At 74.6% G+C, this 16857-nt stretch carries 13 protein-coding genes and 1 riboswitch; of the genes, 9 read left to right on the forward strand and 4 right to left on the reverse strand.

Annotated elements, in window-relative coordinates; all coding sequences use genetic code 11:
• Positions 1–243, reverse strand: a 243-nt coding sequence (locus tag IE249_RS38515) for an ATP-binding cassette domain-containing protein (protein WP_229859297.1), incomplete at its 3' end; no start/stop codon positions are given.
• 227 nt (positions 244–470) lie between these two features.
• Between IE249_RS38515 and IE249_RS26235 the strand changes: the two genes are divergently transcribed.
• A complete protein-coding gene (locus IE249_RS26235) occupies positions 471–881 on the forward strand; it encodes a VOC family protein (RefSeq protein WP_189708546.1) in 411 nt (136 codons plus the stop codon).
• 18 nt (positions 882–899) lie between these two features.
• Here the strand turns inward: IE249_RS26235 and IE249_RS26240 are convergent, their stop codons facing one another.
• From IE249_RS26240 to IE249_RS26250, 3 genes are all read right to left on the reverse strand, one after another.
• Entirely contained in the window at positions 900–2369 is a 1470-nt protein-coding gene (locus IE249_RS26240) for a hypothetical protein (RefSeq protein WP_229859299.1), read from the reverse strand.
• 319 nt (positions 2370–2688) lie between these two features.
• Complete coding sequence (locus tag IE249_RS26245) at positions 2689–3816, reverse strand: alpha/beta hydrolase (protein WP_189708549.1); 1128 nt, start codon at positions 3814–3816, stop codon at positions 2689–2691.
• A gap of 120 nt (positions 3817–3936) precedes the next feature.
• Positions 3937–4626 (reverse strand): class II aldolase/adducin family protein, encoded by a 690-nt coding sequence (locus tag IE249_RS26250; protein ID WP_189708551.1) that lies wholly within the window; start codon positions 4624–4626, stop codon positions 3937–3939.
• 200 nt (positions 4627–4826) lie between these two features.
• Between IE249_RS26250 and IE249_RS26255 the strand changes: the two genes are divergently transcribed.
• From IE249_RS26255 to IE249_RS26290, 8 genes are all read left to right on the forward strand, one after another.
• Positions 4827–6185 carry an inorganic phosphate transporter gene (locus IE249_RS26255; protein WP_189708553.1) on the forward strand — a complete coding sequence of 453 codons (1359 nt, stop codon included), beginning with the start codon at positions 4827–4829 and terminating at the stop codon, positions 6183–6185.
• A 37-nt stretch (positions 6186–6222) separates the two neighbouring features.
• Positions 6223–6453: a hypothetical protein gene (locus tag IE249_RS26260; RefSeq protein WP_189708555.1), complete on the forward strand. Its 231-nt coding sequence runs from the start codon at positions 6223–6225 to the stop codon at positions 6451–6453.
• Positions 6454–6627: 174 nt separating this feature from the next.
• A riboswitch (cobalamin riboswitch) is annotated at positions 6628–6770 on the forward strand.
• A gap of 98 nt (positions 6771–6868) precedes the next feature.
• Positions 6869–7879, forward strand: a complete 1011-nt coding sequence (locus IE249_RS26265) for a cobalamin biosynthesis protein (RefSeq protein WP_189708557.1) — start codon at positions 6869–6871, stop codon at positions 7877–7879.
• Positions 7876–9384, forward strand: a complete 1509-nt coding sequence (locus IE249_RS26270) for a cobyric acid synthase (RefSeq protein WP_189708559.1) — start codon at positions 7876–7878, stop codon at positions 9382–9384. Before IE249_RS26265 ends, IE249_RS26270 begins: the two co-directional genes overlap by 4 nt.
• Entirely contained in the window at positions 9381–13037 is a 3657-nt protein-coding gene (gene cobN, locus IE249_RS26275; RefSeq protein WP_189708561.1) for a cobaltochelatase subunit CobN, read from the forward strand. The genes IE249_RS26270 and cobN overlap by 4 nt, the downstream gene beginning before the upstream one ends.
• Positions 13034–15040: a putative cobaltochelatase gene (locus IE249_RS26280; protein ID WP_189708563.1), complete on the forward strand. Its 2007-nt coding sequence runs from the start codon at positions 13034–13036 to the stop codon at positions 15038–15040. Before cobN ends, IE249_RS26280 begins: the two co-directional genes overlap by 4 nt.
• Entirely contained in the window at positions 15040–15639 is a 600-nt protein-coding gene (cobO, locus tag IE249_RS26285) for a cob(I)yrinic acid a,c-diamide adenosyltransferase (protein WP_189708565.1), read from the forward strand. Before IE249_RS26280 ends, cobO begins: the two co-directional genes overlap by 1 nt.
• Positions 15633–16857 (forward strand): cobyrinic acid a,c-diamide synthase CobB (locus IE249_RS26290; RefSeq protein WP_229859301.1); only part of this gene is annotated, 1225 nt, incomplete at its 3' end. The genes cobO and IE249_RS26290, both read left to right, overlap by 7 nt.

Here is a 16857-nt window from a genome sequence, read left to right on the forward strand (position 1 = left end):
GCGGGCCAGCACGTCGAGGTCGCCGGTGCGGGGGTCCTGCGGGAGGTAGCCGACCTCGCCGGAGCGGGTGATGGTGCCTCCGGCGGGGAGGCCCTCCCCGGCCAGGCACTTGGTGAGGGTGGTCTTGCCCGCGCCGTTGCGGCCGACCAGACCGATGCGGTCGCCCTTGGCGACGCGGAAGGTGGCGTTCTCGATGAGGATGCGGGCACCGGCGCGCAGCTCGATGCCGGAAGCGGAGATCACGGACAGACTCCTGGGCGGGGTGGGGTGGCGGACGGGCGGCTGAGGGCGTTCCCGCCGTCTAATGCGCGAGGAGAATGGCCATGGGGGCCAGTCTAACGGGGGTGTGCAAGCGCTTTTCCGTACGCGGCTGTTCCGTTCGTCTCCCGGGGCGTTGTCAGTGGCGGGTGCCAGACTGAGCGGCGGACCGGAATTTCCGGTCTGTACCGACTCACGAAGGAGTGATCGGCATGGCAGGCACCGCAGGACGCCCGAGCGTCTACCCGACGCTGCTGTACGCGGACGCCAAGGCGGCGGTCAAGCAGCTCACCGAGGCCCTCGGCTTCACCGAGCTCGCGGTCTACGAGGGTGAGGACGGCCTGGTCCAGCACGCCGAGCTGGTGCAGGGCAACGGCGCGGTGATGCTCGGCTCCAAGGGCCGCGGCGGCCGCTTCGACGAGGCCATGCGTGGCGCGGGCCCCGTGGGGGTGTACGTCGTGGTGGACGACGTGGACGGCCACTACCAGCGCGCGGTGGACCACGGCGTGGAGATCCTGATGCCCCCGACCGACCAGGACTACGGCTCACGGGACTACATGGCCCGGGACGTCGAGGGCAACATCTGGAGCTTCGGCACGTACGCGCCCCGCATAGAGGGCTGAGCCGCCCGCGCGGGCCGCTCAGCTGCCGCCGGTGTGCACCTGGAAGGCGGCCCGGCGGACGGCCTTGGCGAGGGCCGGGTCGGGGTGCGCGGCGGCGAGCGCGACCAGCACCTGCACGGTCCGCGGATGGCCCACGGCCCGCACCTCGTCGAGCAGCGCGGGCACGGTGGGCTGCACCGCGGACTCCAGGTGGCGGACCAGCATCGGGGCCTCGCCGTGATCGGCGACGGCGGCGGCGGTGTCCACCCACAGCCAGGTGGCCTCGTCCCGGGTGAGGACCTCGTGGGCGTCCTCGGGGTCGATCCCGTCGTGCTCGGCCAGCCACAGCAGGGCGTACGGCCGCAGGGCGGGCTCGTCGAGCACGGACCGCACATCGGGCTCGGCGGGGGCGCCCACGACGCGCAGCGCCTCGAAGGCGAGCCCGCGCAGCAGGGCGTCCTCGCCGCGGGCGGCGCCGAGCAGTTCGGTGACGGCGCTGCCGACGGGGCGGGCGGCGAGCCAGGCGCGGTACTCGGCGCGGGCCGCGTTGGGGCGCAGCTGGGCGCAGCCGCGGAGCATGTCCTCGGCCGCCTGCTCGATGTTCCCGGCCGGGCTCTGCGCGGCCACGCAGATCTGCTCCAGCTTGACCCACACCGCCCAGTTGCCGAGCGGGGTGAGCGTGGCCTGGCCGTCGCCGTAGGTGAGCGCCCCGACCGAGGCGAGCGCGCGCAGCGCCCAGTCCAGCAGCGGCGCGAGCGAGGCCCGGCCGGCGGCCCCGTCCTCGGCGACGGGGCCCGCCTCCCGGACGGGGCCGGGCCGCGGGGCCACCGGGACGTCGGCGGGCGCCGGGGCGGGGTTGGTGGTCGCGGTGGCGGACTGGGCGGTGCCGGTGGTCGCGGTGGCGGCCGGGGAGGCCGGTCCCCAGGCGGCGGTGGGGAGAGCCGGCCCCCGCTCGCTCGCGGGGAGGGCGGGATCCGGCTCGACGCCGTAGGGAGCCGCGGCCCGGGGGGCCGGCTCGGGACCGTAGGGGACCTCGCAGCGTTCGGTGCGCAGTTCCGTGACGCGTTGGTGGAGGAGGTCGAGGAGCTGGTCCTCGGGGACGGGGCCGGCCGAGAGCTGGAGGAAGGAGAGCACCTGCGGCATCGCCGAGACGACCTCGGCGACGGCGGCGGCCTCGTGCCCCTCGGGCTCGGGGCAGGCGAGCGACCAGGCGTCGAAGAGGGCGACCCAGCCGCGCAGCACGGCGCTGTCGTCGCGGTCCCAGGCGCGCAGCCGCCAGCCGGGGCGGGCGTTGTCGCCGTGCACCTCGACGAGCCCGGCGAGGCGTGCGGTGTCCCACTCGGCGCGGACCTGGGCGGCGCTCAGGCCGAGTTCGGCCGCCGCCCGCTCGGCGGTGGCGGCGGAGAGGGTGGCCTTGCCGTCGCCGGCCGCCCCCGCGCGGCCGGGGCCGAGGGCCGCGTCGGCCCAGCGGGCGACGCGCGCCGCCCCGGCCAGTCGGGTGCGCGCCATTCCGGCCAGCTCCGCGGGCGCCGGAGTGCCCTCCGGGGGGCGCGGGGCGGCGCGGCGCGGGCGCCGCTGGTTCACTGCTCGCGGGGCGGCGGCCAGGGGTCGCGGGCGGACGAGTCGAAGCCTGGAGTCGCGCGGGATACGGGACGTCACGGGTGCAGTCTTCCGGTTGACGGTCCGAAAACCCAAACGGAATGTCACCGGGGGCTACGGGGATGGCCAACGCAGGGGTTCCGAGGGGCGGCGAAGGGGCACGAACAGGCCATGGCCGGGGCCGCAAGCGGAACCGCGGCCCCCGGTGCCGTGCCCGGGCGGCCCACGATCACATCAGCGGGGTGAGGAAGCGCCGCAGCGCCTCCTCGTAGCCCTCGGGGTCGGCGTTCCACATGGCGCCGTGCGGGGCCTTCTCCACGGTGTGCAGGGCGACCAGGTTGGGGCGGCGGTCGGCCATCCGGCGCGAGAGCACCCAGGGGGCGACCTCGTCGTCCGGGCCGTGGAAGATCAGCGTGGGCACGGTGAGCCGCGACGGGTCGGTCGCCTCGGCGAGCCGGTCGCCGTACAGGCCCGTGCGCCCCTGCGCGGCCCGCACAGCGAGCGGCAGCAGCGCGTCCGGGGTGTGCCGCGCCCTGGCCAGGGCGCGCAGGGTCGCCTCCCAGCTGAGCACCGGCGAGTCGAGGATCAGCCCCGAGATCCGGTCGCGCAGCCCCGAGTGGAGGGCCGCGCGCAGGGCCATGGTGGCGCCGGTGGACCAGCCGTGCAGGACGACGCGTTCGGCGCCGTAGCGGACGGCGTAGCGGATCGCCGCGTCGAGGTCGCGCCACTCGGTCTGGCCGAGGTGGTTCAGGCCGTCCGGGGAGCGGGGCGCGCCGAGGTCGCCGCGGTAGGCGAGGTCCAGCACGGGGAAGTGCCGGCGGTTGAGGAACCCCATGATGTTCAGGGGAAGTTCGCGGGTGGTGCCGAGGCCGTGCACGGTGATGATCCAGGTCTCGCGGACCGCGGGCACGAACCAGGCGGGCAGCGCGCCGAGTTCGCCGGGGACGTCCACGTCGGCGTGGTCCAGGCCGAGGGCCGAGCCGGGGTTGCCGACGTGCACGTTCGGCGTGAGCCAGACCCGGTCGCGGGGGCCGAGGGCGCCGTGGGTGACGCGTTCGAGCCGGCGTACGACGGTGTCCGGGCGGTGCGGGGCGGTCGGCAGCACGGGGCCGACGACCGCGTGGGAGCCGTTGCCGGCCAGGCCGTAGGTGCCGGGGCGCAGCGAGGCCAGGTCCCGGGTGAGCATGATCTGCCCGGCGGCCGTGCCGTGCACGGTGAGCCGGGGTTCGGTGGGCAGCGGCCGGCCCGGGGCTGCCTTGAGCGCGGCGTCACTGGCCAGCCGGCCCGCGGCGACACTCGCCACGCCGGCCGCCAGGGCGGCGGTGACGGCCGCGGCCGTCGCTTTGAGTGGGCGCACGGGACCAGTGTCCCGGCGCACCGGCCCACCGGCCAGCGGGAGAAGGGGTCGGGGTGACATGACCCTGTGAGTTCCAGGAAGAGCGGCGTTCACGCCTGCACGGCGCCGGCCGCCGCGCTTTCACCCCCTCCGCTGCCCGTATCCCCGCAGTCGCTCCTGTGCGTCGGCCAGCTGGTCCGGGGTGAGGAGGTTCGGCGACAGTCCGGGCACCGAGGACGCGGTCAGCCACAGCCTGCACATCCACTCCAGCTGGGCCGTACGGTCGTAGGCCTGGTCGAGTCCGGTGCCGTAGGTGAGGGTGCCGTGGTTCTGGAGCAGGCACCCGGAGCGGCCCTCGAGGGCGCGGAGCATGTTCGCGGCGAGTTCGTCCGTGCCGTAGGTGGCGTACGGGGCGACCCGGACCGGGCCGCCGAGCGCGCCGGCCATGTAGTGGATCACCGGGAGCTCGGGGACGAGCGTGGAGACGGCCGTCGCGTGCACGGCGTGGGTGTGCACGACGGCGCCCGCGCCGGTGGCGCGGTAGACGGCCAGGTGCATGGGCAGCTCACTGGTCGGCACCAGCGTGCCGAGCACCTGCCGGCCGTCGAGGGCGACGCCGGTGACGTCGCCGGGCGTGAGCCGGTCGTAGGGCACGCCCGAGGGGGTGACCAGTACGGTGTCGCCGACGCGCACCGAGACGTTTCCGGAGGTGCCGACGACCAGGCCGTCGGACACCGTGCGGCGCGCGGTCCCGACGAGCTGCCCCCAGGCGCGCACCTCCGCCTCACTGGGGTCCCTTATGTCACGTTCGTCACATCGCGTCTCGGTCATGCGGTGATCCTTTCAGGGCGCGGGACCCGCCCGGGGGCGGCCGGGGCCGCAATCCGGCCGGATCCGGGCCCGGGACAGGCCGGTGGCCCTCCGGCGAAACCAGGGGAAGGGACACCACGAAGTCCGCCCCAGTTCATCTTCCGTTCACCCGGGTTACGTACCTTCGACGCGCCAACGACCTCGAACGATTGCCTGGGTAAATGGAAAGCTTCTCGCTGATCCTCGCGATTGTGGTGATAACCGCACTTGCGTTCGATTTCACGAACGGTTTCCACGACACCGCCAACGCGATGGCCACGACCATCTCGACCGGCGCGCTCAAGCCCAAGGTCGCGGTGGCTCTGTCCGCCGCGCTCAACCTGGTGGGCGCCTTCCTCTCGGTGGAGGTCGCCAACACGATCTCCAAAGGTCTCGTCGACGAGACCGGCATCCGTCCCGAGGTCATCTTCGCCGCCCTGGTCGGCGCGATCCTCTGGAACCTGCTGACCTGGCTGGTCGGACTGCCGTCCAGCTCCTCGCACGCCCTGATGGGCGGCCTGATCGGCGCGGCGATCGCCTCCGCCGGATTCGGCGCCGTGCACGGCGGCGTGCTCGTCACCAAGGTGCTGCTGCCCGCCGTGGCCGCACCGGTCGTCGCGGGCCTCGCGGCGATGGTCTCGACCCGGCTTTCGTACACGATCGGCCGGAAGTCGGATGGCAGGGCGGCCGAGAAGGGCCACCGCGCCGGCCAGATCGCCTCCGCGGGCCTGGTCTCGCTGGCCCACGGCACCAACGACGCGCAGAAGACGATGGGCGTCATCACCCTCGCCCTGATCGCCGGCGGCGCCATCGCCCCCGGCTCCAACCCTCCCACCTGGGTCATCCTCTCCGCCGGCCTGGCCATCGCGCTCGGCACCTACATCGGCGGCTGGCGCATCATCCGCACCATGGGCAAGGGCCTGACCGACCTCCAGCCGCAGCAGGGCTTCGCCGCCCAGACCAGCGCGGCCACGGCCATCCTGGCCTCCTCCCACCTCGGCTTCTCGCTGTCCACCACGCATGTGGTCTCCGGTTCGGTGATGGGTGCGGGCCTGGGGCGCAAGGGCGGTGTCGTGCGCTGGTCCACCGCGACCCGGATGGCCGTCGCCTGGGTGCTCACCCTGCCGGCCGCGGCCCTGGTCGGCGCCGGCGCCGAGCTGGTGACCGGCCTCGGTGACTGGGGCACCGCGCTCGTCGCCCTCTTCCTGGTGGCCTCCAGCGCGGTGATCTACAAGCTCTCCCGCCGCGAGGTCGTCGACCACACCAACGTCAACGGCGACGAGGAGCCGGCCGGCGTGGTCACCCAGGCCATCGCCGCCGTGACCCCGCCCCCGGCCTCCCCGGTGGCGGCCGAGCCCGCGGCGGCCAGGGCGCCCGAGCCCTTCGCCGCCCAGGCGGCCGAGGCCCTCACGGTCCCGGCGCCCGAGGACCTCGCGGCCGCGTTCCCCGCCCAGGCGACCGCCCCGGCCGTCCCCGCCGCCCAGGCCGCCGAACCGGCGCCCACGGCCGCGCAGGCGGTCCCGCCGGCGGCGACCGTCTGAGCCCCCAGAGCACCCGGTTACCGGAGGAAGCAACACCATGAAGATCGACTGGGCGGCCATCGGATCCGTCATCGGCGTCAGCCTCGCCGTCACCGTGGGTCTGGTGGCCCTGTTCAGCCTCGGCATCGCCGGCCTCTCCCGCCGGGAGCGTGCCGTGGCCGAGGGCGACGGCGGCGGCACCCTGGCCGTCACCGGCGCGTACGTCTGCTTCGCCGCGTGCGCGGCGGCGGTGGCGTACGGCATCCACCTGATCATGGCCAAGGGCTGAGCCGCCCCGAGCCACCCACCCGTCCCAACCGTCAGCCGCTGGCGGCCTCACCGCCCGTCCTGCCGCACCGCCGCCACGGTGGCCCCGGCAGGGCGGGCTTTTCCCATGTGCTTTTCACACCGGCGGTGTGGGCCTCATCTCAGTACCCGTGCGCAGGTCAACGGCAAGTTGACGGGCGTTCGCGGGCGTGGTGGACTTCCGGGGCCATGTACGGCGGCAGGAGAGGAAGCCGGTGAGAATCCGGCGCGGTCCCGCCACTGTCACCGGGGTAGAACCCCCCGGGAGCCAGGAACTCTCACCGCCGGTCTCGTCGAACCAGGGCGTGGACACCCTGAGTGAGGACATATCGCCATGCGCGGCTGCCGACCGAGGTTCACCAGCGACACCCTGACCGGCCCCGAAGCCGGCTGACCCGATGGGTGCCGATCGCGTCTTCGCGTACGGCGCCGCCGCCGGCCTCCTCGGTGACCTGCTCCTCGGCGACCCCCGCCGCGGGCACCCGGTCGCCGCGTTCGGACGGGCCGCCGGTGCCGTGGAACGCGTGCTGTGGCGGGACCACCGCGGGTGGGGCGCGCTGCACACCGCGCTGTGCGCCGGTGGCGCCGTCGCGCTCGGCGCGGCCGCCTCGCGCGCCGTCCGCACGCTTTCCGCCTCCTCCGCCACCTCCTCTCCGGCCTCCCCCGCGAACGTCTCCCCCGCCCTCCCCGTCGCATCGATCGCCCTGACCGCCGTCGCCACCTGGGCCGTGGTCGGCGGGACGTCCCTGGCGCGCGAGGCCCGGGCGATCGGGCGGGCGCTGGAGGCCGGTGACGTCGAGGCGGCCCGCGCCCGGCTGCCGCATCTGTGCGGCCGCGACCCCCAGGCGCTGGACGCGGACGGGATCGCCCGGGCCGTGGTGGAGTCGGTCGCCGAGAACACCTCCGACGCGGTGGTGGGCGCGCTGGTGTGGGGAGCGGTCGCCGGGGTGCCGGGGCTCCTCGGGTTCCGCGCCGTCAACACCCTCGACGCCATGGTCGGGCACAAGTCCCCGCGCCACCGCCGCTACGGCTGGGCCTCCGCCCGGCTCGACGACCTCGCCGGCTGGCCCGGGGCGCGGCTGACCGCCGTCGCGGCGGCCGTCGCCGGCCCCGATCCGCGGGGCGCCGTACGGGCCTGGCGCGCCGACGCGGCCAAGCACCCGAGCCCCAACGCCGGTCCGGTCGAGGCGTCCTTCGCGGGGGCGCTCGGGGTGCGGCTGGGCGGCACGTTGTCCTACGGGGGGCGGGTGGAGCACCGGCCGGTGCTCAACGCCACCGGGCGCGCCGTCCGCGTGGGGGACGTCGAACGGGCGGTACGGCTCTCGCGGCGCGTGAGCTGGCTCGCGCTCGGCGCGTGCGCCGCCGTCAAGCTCCTGTGCGACCGCCGGACGAAGGGACGTATCTCATGAGCGGCGGACTGCTCGTCGCCGGAACCACCTCCGACGCCGGCAAGAGCGTCGTCACGGCCGGGATCTGCCGTTGGCTGGTGCGCCGGGGCGTGAAGGTGGCGCCCTTCAAGGCGCAGAACATGTCCCTCAACTCCTTCGTCACGCGCGAGGGCGCCGAGATCGGGCGGGCACAGGCCATGCAGGCGCAGGCGTGCCGGATCGAGCCGACCGCGCTGATGAACCCGGTCCTGCTCAAGCCGGGGGGCGAGCAGAGCAGCCAGGTGGTGCTCATGGGGAAACCCGTGGGCGAGCTGAGCGCCCGGGGCTACCACGGCGGCCGGCAGCGGCAGTTGCTCGGGACCGTGCTGGACTGCCTGGCCGAGTTGCGGGGCACGTATGACGCGGTGATCTGTGAGGGGGCGGGCAGCCCGGCGGAGATCAATCTGCGGCGGACGGACATCGTCAACATGGGGATCGCGCGGGGCGCGCGGCTGCCGGTGCTGGTGGTGGGCGACATCGACCGCGGGGGCGTCTTCGCCTCCTTCTTCGGCACGGTCGCGCTGCTGTCGCCGAAGGACCAGGAGCTCGTAGCGGGGTTCCTCGTCAACAAGTTCCGGGGGGACGTCTCGCTGCTGGAGCCCGGGCTCGGCATGCTGCGCGGGCTCACCGGGCGGCGGACCTACGGCGTCCTGCCCTTCCGGCACGGCCTCGGCATCGACGAGGAGGACGGTCTGCGTGTCTCCCTGCGCGGCGCGGTCCGCGAGTCGGAGGTCGCGCCGCCCGTCGGCGAGGACGTGCTGCGGGTCGCCGTCTGCGCGGTCCCGCTGATGTCCAACTTCACCGATGTGGACGCGCTGGCCGCCGAACCCGGCGTCGTGGTCCGGTTCGTGGACCGGCCCGAGGAGCTGGCCGACGCCGACCTCGTCGTGGTCCCGGGGACGCGCGGGACGGTCCGCGCCCTGGAGTGGCTGCGCGCACGGGGGCTCGCGGACGCGCTGCGCCGACGGGCCGCCGAAGGACGGCCCGTGCTCGGAGTGTGCGGCGGCTTCCAGATCCTCGGCGAGCGCATCGAGGACGAGGTCGAGTCGCGCGCCGGCACGGTGGACGCGCTCGGGGTGCTGCCCGTGCGCGTGCGGTTCGCGCGGGAGAAGACGCTCACCCGGCCCGCCGGGCAGGCCCTCGGCGAGCCGGTCGAGGGCTACGAGATCCATCACGGCGTCGCCGAGGTCACCGGCGGCGAGGCCTTCCTCGACGGGTGCCGGGTCGGGCAGACCTGGGGCACCCACTGGCACGGCTCGCTGGAGTCGGACGGCTTCCGGCGGGCCTTCCTGCGCGAGGTGGCGGCCGCCGCTGGCCGCCGCTTCGTGCCGGCGCCGGACACCTCGTTCGCCGCGCTGCGCGAGGAGCAGCTGGACCGGCTCGGGGACCTGATCGAACAGCACGCGGACACGGACGCGCTGTGGCGGCTCATCGAGTCGGGCGCGCCGCAAGGACTGCCCTTCATTCCACCGGGAGCGCCCGCATGAGCACAGTGTTGTTGTTGTCGACCGCCGACACCGATCTGCTGGCGGCCCGGGCCGCCTCCGGTGCCTCGTACCGGATCGGCAACCCGACCCGCGTGGACGTGGCCGGCGAGCTGCCCGCGCTGCTCGACGGCGCGGACATCGCGGTCGTACGGCTGCTCGGCGGCAAGCGCGCCTGGGAGGACGGGCTCACCGCGCTGAGGGCGTCCGGGATCCCGACCGTGCTGCTGGGCGGCGAGGCCGTGCCGGACGCGGAGCTGATGGCCGAGTCGTCGGTGCCCGCCGGTGTGGTCGCGGAGGCGCTGCGCTACCTCGTCGAGGGCGGGCCGGCCAACCTCACCGAACTCGCCCGGTTCCTGTCCGACACCGTGCTGCTGACCGGCGAGGGCTTCGAGGAGCCGCGGCGGATGCCGGAGTACGGCGTCCACGGCGACCGTGCTGCCGAGGGCGGCCGCCCGACCGTCGGCGTGCTCTTCTACCGCGCCCACGAACTGAGCGGCAACACCGCCTTCGTGGACACCCTGTGCGACGCGATCGAGGCGCACGGCGCCAACGCGCTGCCGGTGTACTGCGGTTCGCTGCGCGGGGCGGACCCCGGGCTGTACGAGATCCTGGGCCGCGCGGACGCCCTGGTCGCCACCGTGCTCGCGGCCGGCGGCACGCACGCCTCCCGGGCCTCGGCCGGAGGCGACGAGGAGGCCTGGGACATCGGCGCGCTCGCCGACCTGAACGTCCCGGTCCTGCAAGGACTCTGCCTCACCTCCTCGCGCTCCGCCTGGGACGCCTCCGACGCCGCCCTCTCCCCCATGGACGCGGCGATGCAGGTGGCGATCCCGGAGTTCGACGGACGGCTGGTCACGGTCCCGTTCTCCTTCAAGGAGCAGGGCCCGGACGACGTGCCGGTGTACGTCGCCGACCCCGAGCGGGCCGCCCGGGTCGCCGGGATCGCGGTGCGGCACGCCCGGCTGAAGCACAAGCCGAACGCCGAGAAGAGGATCGCGCTCGTCTTCACCGCCTACCCGACCAAGCACTCGCGGGTCGGCAACGCGGTCGGCCTCGACACGCCCGCCTCGGCGGTACGGGTCCTGGACGCGCTGCGGGACGCCGGCTACTCGCTGACCGAATACCCGGACGGCGGCGACGAGTTGATCCACCGGCTCATCGAGGCCGGCGGCCACGACGTGGAGTGGCTGACCGAGGAACAGCTGGCCGCCGCGCCGGCCCGCGTCCCGCTCGCCGACTACCGGGCCTGGTTCGCGAAGCTGGACCCGGAGCTCCGGGAGGCGATGACCGAGGCGTGGGGCGAGCCGCCGGGCGGCCTGTACGTGGACGGCGAGGACATCGTGCTGGCGTCCCTGCGCTTCGGGAACGTCGTGGTCATGATCCAGCCGCCGCGCGGCTTCGGCGAGAACCCCATCGCCATCTACCACGACCCCGACATGCCGCCCTCCCACCACTACATGGCGGCCTACCGCTGGCTGGAGAACAGCTTCGGCGCCGACGCGGTCGTGCACATGGGCAAGCACGGCACGATGGAGTGGCTGCCGGGCAAGGGGCTCGGCCTGAGCCGCGGCTGCGCCCCGGACGCGGTGCTGGGCGACCTGCCGCTCATCTACCCCTTCATCGTCAACGACCCCGGCGAGGGCACCCAGGCCAAGCGGCGCGGCCACGCCACGGTCGTCGACCACCTCGTCCCGCCGATGGCACGCGCGGACACCTACGGCGACCTGGCCAAGCTGGAGCAGCTGCTCGACGAGTACGCGCTCGTCTCCGACCTGGACCCGGCGAAGGCCCCGGCCGTGCGCGCCCAGATCTGGACGCTGGTCAAGGCCGCCGAGCTCCACCACGACCTGCGGGTGGCCGAGCAGCCGGACGACGACGAGTTCGACGAGTTCGTCATGCACATCGACGGCTATCTGTGCGAGATCAAGGACGTGCAGATCAGGGACGGCCTGCACATCCTGGGCGGCGGCCCGGTCGGCGAGCCGCGGGTGAACCTCGTGCTGGCCGTGCTGCGCGCCGCCCAGGTGTGGGGCGGGCAGGCCAACGCGCTGCCGGGGCTGCGGGCCTCGCTGGCCGGGCACTTCGGCCTGGTGGAGAAGGAGCTGCTGGCCGAGCCGGGCGCACCCGTGAAGGTCCCGGTGGAGCTGACGGACCTGGTCGAGGGGCCCTCGCGTACGGCCGCCGACGCGATCGACCTGCTGGAGCAGCTGTGCCGGCGGATCGCGGAGGGGATGGAGGCGCGGGACTGGGCTCACGCCGAGAGCGCGCCCCTGGTGCGCGAGGTTCTGGGCGCCGCACTCCCGGAGGCGGTGGCCGTGCTGGAGTTCGCGTGCGCCGAGGTCGTGCCCCGGCTCGCCCGGACCACGGACGAGATCGGGCACATCCTGCGCGCCCTGGACGGCGGTTACGTGCCGGCCGGGCCCTCCGGATCGCCCACCCGCGGCCTGGTCAACGTCCTGCCGACCGGCCGCAACTTCTACTCCGTCGACCCCAAGGCCATTCCCTCCCGGCTGAGCTGGGAGGTCGGCCAGTCGCTCGCCGACTCGCTCGTGCAGCGGTATCTGCAGGACACCGGCGAGTACCCGAAGTCCGTGGGCCTGACGGTGTGGGGCACGTCGGCGATGCGCACCCAGGGCGACGACATCGCGGAGATCCTGGCGCTGCTGGGCTGCCGCCCGGTGTGGGACGACGCCTCCCGGCGCGTGACCGGCTTCGAGGTGGTTCCGCTGGAGGAGCTGGGCCGGCCGCGCATCGACGTGACGGTGCGCATCTCGGGCTTCTTCCGGGACGCCTTCCCGCATGTGGTGGGGCTGATCGACGACGCGGTGCGGGCGGTGGCCGAGCTGGAGGAGCCGGCCGCGCAGAACTACGTACGCGCCCACGCCGACGAGGACACGGCCGCGCACGGCGACCGGCGGCGCGCGACGGCCCGCGTCTTCGGCTCCAAGCCGGGCGCGTACGGCGCCGGTCTGCTGCCGCTGATCGACGCCCGCAACTGGCGCTCGGACGCCGACCTCGCCGAGGTGTACGCGGTGTGGGGCGGCTACGCCTACGGGCGCGGGCTCGACGGGCGGGCGGCGCGCGGGGACATGGAGACCGCCTTCCGGCGGATCGCGGTCGCCGCGAAGAACGTGGACACCCGCGAGCACGACCTCGTCGACGCGGACGACTACTTCCAGTACCACGGCGGCATGGTCGCCATGGTGCGGCACCTGACGGGCGCGAGCCCGGAGGCCTACGTCGGCGACAGCGCCGTGCCCGACCAGGTGAAGACGCGGACGCTGGGCGAGGAGACGCACCGCGTCTTCCGGGCCCGGGTGGTCAACCCGCGCTGGATGGCGGCCATGCGCCGGCACGGCTACAAGGGCGCCTTCGAGATGGCGGCGACCGTGGACTACCTGTTCGGCTACGACGCCACGGCCGGCGTGGTCGACGACTGGATGTACGAGAGGCTCAGCGCCGAGTACGTCTTCGCCGCGGAGAACCAGGACTTCATGCGGAAGTCCAACCCGTGGGCGCTGCGCGGCATCACGGAACGGCTGCTGGAGGCGGCCGAGCGCGGTCTGTGGGCGGAGCCGGACGCGGACACGCTGGAGCGGCTGCGCGCCACCTATCTAGAGCTGGAGGGCGACTTGGAGGGCGACGAGAAGTGAGCACCCCGTTCCCGTTCACGGCCGTCGTCGGCCAGGACGACCTGCGCCTTGCGCTGCTGCTGAACGCCGTGTCCCCGGCGGTCGGCGGAGTGCTGGTGCGCGGTGAGAAGGGCACCGCCAAGTCGACGGCGGTACGGGCCCTTTCGGCGCTGATGCCGGAGCTGGACGTCGTGCCCGGCTGCCGTTTCTCCTGCGACCCCGCCGCGCCCGACCCGGCGTGCCCGGACGGCCCGCACGAGCCGGGTACGCCGCGGACCCGGCCGGCGCGGATGGTCGAGCTGCCCGTCGGCGCCTCCGAGGACCGGCTGGTGGGCGCGCTGGACATCGAGCGGGCGCTCGCCGAGGGGGTGAAGGCCTTCGAGCCGGGGCTCCTCGCCGACGCCCACCGCGGGATCCTGTACGTCGACGAGGTCAACCTCCTCCACGACCACCTGGTCGACCTGCTGCTCGACGCGGCCGCGATGGGGGCGTCGTACGTGGAGCGCGAGGGCGTGTCCGTGCGCCACGCGGCCCGCTTCCTCCTCGTCGGCACCATGAACCCCGAGGAGGGCGAGCTGCGGCCGCAGTTGCTCGACCGGTTCGGGCTGACCGTGGAGGTCGCCGCCTCCCGGGAGCCCGACCAGCGGGTGGAGGTCGTACGGCGGCGGCTCGCCTACGACGACGATCCGGCCGGTTTCGCGGCCCGTTGGGCGGACGAGGAGGCCGCCGTACGCCACCGCATCGTCGCCGCACGCCGGTTGCTGCCGCAGGTGCGGCTGGGCGACGGGGCGCTGCGGCAGATCGCGGCGACCTGTGCCGCGTTCGAGGTGGACGGCATGCGCGCCGACATCGTGATGGCCCGGACCGCCACCGCGCTGGCCGCGTGGGCGGGGCGGACCGAGGTGCTCGCCGAGGACGTGCGGCAGGCCGCGCTGCTGGCGCTGCCGCACCGGCGCCGCCGCAACCCCTTCGACGCGCCCGGCCTGGACGAGGACAAGCTCGACGAGACCCTCCAGGAGTTCGGGGACTCGGAGGACGACGACCCCGATCCCGGCCCGGACGGGCCGGGCGGTGGCGGCGGGCAGCCGGCGCCCGAGGACGGCGGTCCGCAGGGCGCCGACGGCGGGGCCGGGCCCGAGGAGGACGACGGAGCCGGGGAGCCTCAGCCGTCCGGGGCGGGCGCGGGCGAGCAGTCCGCCGTACGGGCCTCGGAGCCGTTCCGCACCAAGGCGCTGAGTGTGCCGGGGATCGGCCAGGGCGCCGCCGGGCGGCGCTCGCGGGCACGGACCGAGCACGGGCGCACGACCGGGGCGCGGCGGCCGCGGGGCACGCTGACCAAGCTGCACCTGGCGGCGACCGTGCAGGCGGCCGCGCCGCACCAGCGGGCGCGCGGGCGGTCCGGGCCGGGGCTCGTGGTGCGCCGGGACGATCTGCGGGAGGCGACCCGGGAGGGCCGCGAGGGCAACCTCGTGCTGTTCGTGGTCGACGCCTCCGGCTCGATGGCGGCGCGGCAGCGGATGAGCGCGGTCAAGGGCGCCGTGCTGTCTCTGCTGCTCGACGCCTACCAGCGGCGGGACAAGGTGGGCCTGGTGACGTTCCGGGGGGCGGCTGCCGAGGTGGCACTGCCGCCCACCTCGTCGGTGGACGCGGCGGCGGCACGGCTGGAGTCGCTGCCCACCGGCGGCCGGACTCCGCTGGCGGCGGGGCTGCTGCGCGCGCACGAGGTGCTGCGCGTGGAACGGCTGCGGGACCCCGCGCGGCGGGCGCTCGTCGTGGTCGTGACCGACGGTCGGGCCACCGGTGGCCCGGAACCGGTCGCGCTGGCGGGGCGGGCGGCCCGGCTGTTCGCCGCCGAGGGTGTCGCCTCGGTGGTCGTGGACTGCGAGTCGGGGCCGGTGCGGCTGGGGCTCGCCGGACGGCTCGCGGGTGAGCTGGGCGGTACGGCGGTGACGCTCGACGAGTTGCGGGCGGACTCGATCGCCGGTCTGGTCAAGGACGTTCAGGGCAACAGGAGGGCCGCGTAATGCCGCAGGGGCAGCCGAGTGTCGTACCCGACGACGGACTGACGACGCGTCAGCGGCGCAACCGGCCGCTGGTGATCGTGCACACCGGGGTCGGCAAGGGCAAGTCCACCGCCGCCTTCGGGCTGGCGCTGCGAGCCTGGAACCAGGGCTGGCCGATCGGGGTGTTCCAGTTCGTCAAGTCGGCGAAGTGGAAGGTCGGCGAGGAGAACGCGCTGCGGGTGCTCGGAGCGTCCGGCGAGGGCGGCGGCGTCGACTGGCACAAGATGGGCGAGGGCTGGTCCTGGGTGCAGCGGGACGCCCAGATGGACAACGAGGCCAAGGCCCGCGAGGGCTGGGAGCAGGTCAAGCGTGACCTGGCCGCCGAGACGTACAAGCTGTACGTGCTCGACGAGTTCGCGTACCCCATGCACTGGGGATGGGTCGACACCGACGAGGTCGTCGAGGTGCTGCGGAACCGGCCGGGGACCCAGCATGTCGTGATCACCGGGCGGAACGCGCCGGAGAAGCTGGTGGCCTGCGCGGACCTCGTGACCGACATGTCCAAGGTCAAGCACCCGATGGACGTGGGCCAGAAGGGCCAGAGGGGCATCGAGTGGTGACGGACGCCGTCCCACGGCTGGTCGTCGCCGCGCCGTCGTCCGGCAGCGGCAAGACCACCGTCGCCACCGGGCTGATGGCCGCGCTCGCCGCGCGCGGGCTCGCCGTGTCCCCGCACAAGGTGGGGCCGGACTACATCGACCCCGGCTACCACGCGCTCGCGACCGGGCGGGTGGGGCGCAACCTCGACGCGTACCTGTGCGGGCCCGAGCTGATCGGGCCGCTGTTCCTGCACGGGGCGCGCGGCTGCGACATCGCCGTCGTCGAGGGCGTGATGGGGCTGTACGACGGGGCCGCCGGGGAGGGTGAACTTGCGTCCACCGCCCATGTGGCGAAGCTGCTGCGGGCGCCGGTGGTGCTGGTCGTCGACGCCTCGTCGCAGTCGCGGTCGGTGGCGGCGCTGGTGCACGGGTTCACCACGTGGGATCCGCAGGTGCGGGTCGGGGGCGTGATCCTCAACAAGGTGGCCTCGGCGCGGCACGAGGCGCTGCTGCGGGAGGCGCTGGAGGCGGTGGGGGTGCCGGTGCTGGGGGTGCTGCGGCGTGTGGCCCAGATCGATACGCCGTCGCGGCATCTGGGGCTGGTGCCGGTCGCCGAGCGGCGGGCTTCGGCGGTGGAGGCCGTTGCCGCGATGGCGGCGCAGGTCTCCGACGGGTGTGATCTGGAGGCGTTGGTCGGGCTGGCGCGCGGTGCGGGGGCGTTGTCGGGTGCGGCCTGGGATGCGGCTGAGGCCCTGGGGGTCGCGCCCCCGCCGCCCCTGCCCTTCCCGTCCCCGGGGGCTGCCGCCCCCAGACCCCCGCTTCGCCCTGAACGGCCTCGTCCTCAAGCGCCGGACGGGCTGGTTGTGGCTGTTGCCGGTGGAGAAGCGTTCACGTTCTCCTATGCGGAGCACGGCGAGCTGCTCACCGCTGCCGGAGCCGAGGTCGTTCCCTTCGATCCCCTCCGTGATGAGCAACTGCCGCATGGTACGCGCGGGCTGGTCGTCGGGGGCGGGTTTCCCGAGGTGTACGCGGCCGAGCTGTCCGCCAACGAGCCGTTGCGCGAGGCCGTCGCCGCCTTCGCGCTCGGCGGGGGACCCGTCGCCGCCGAGTGCGCGGGGCTGCTGTACCTGTGCCGGGAGCTGGACGGACTGCCGATGTGCGGGGTGCTGGACGCGGGCGCGCGCATGAGCGAGCGGCTCACGCTCGGCTACCGGGACGCGGTGGCGGTGAGCGACAGCG

The organism is Streptomyces anandii JCM 4720 (assembly GCF_014650655.1).
Classification (GTDB): Bacteria; Actinomycetota; Actinomycetes; order Streptomycetales; family Streptomycetaceae; genus Streptomyces; species Streptomyces anandii.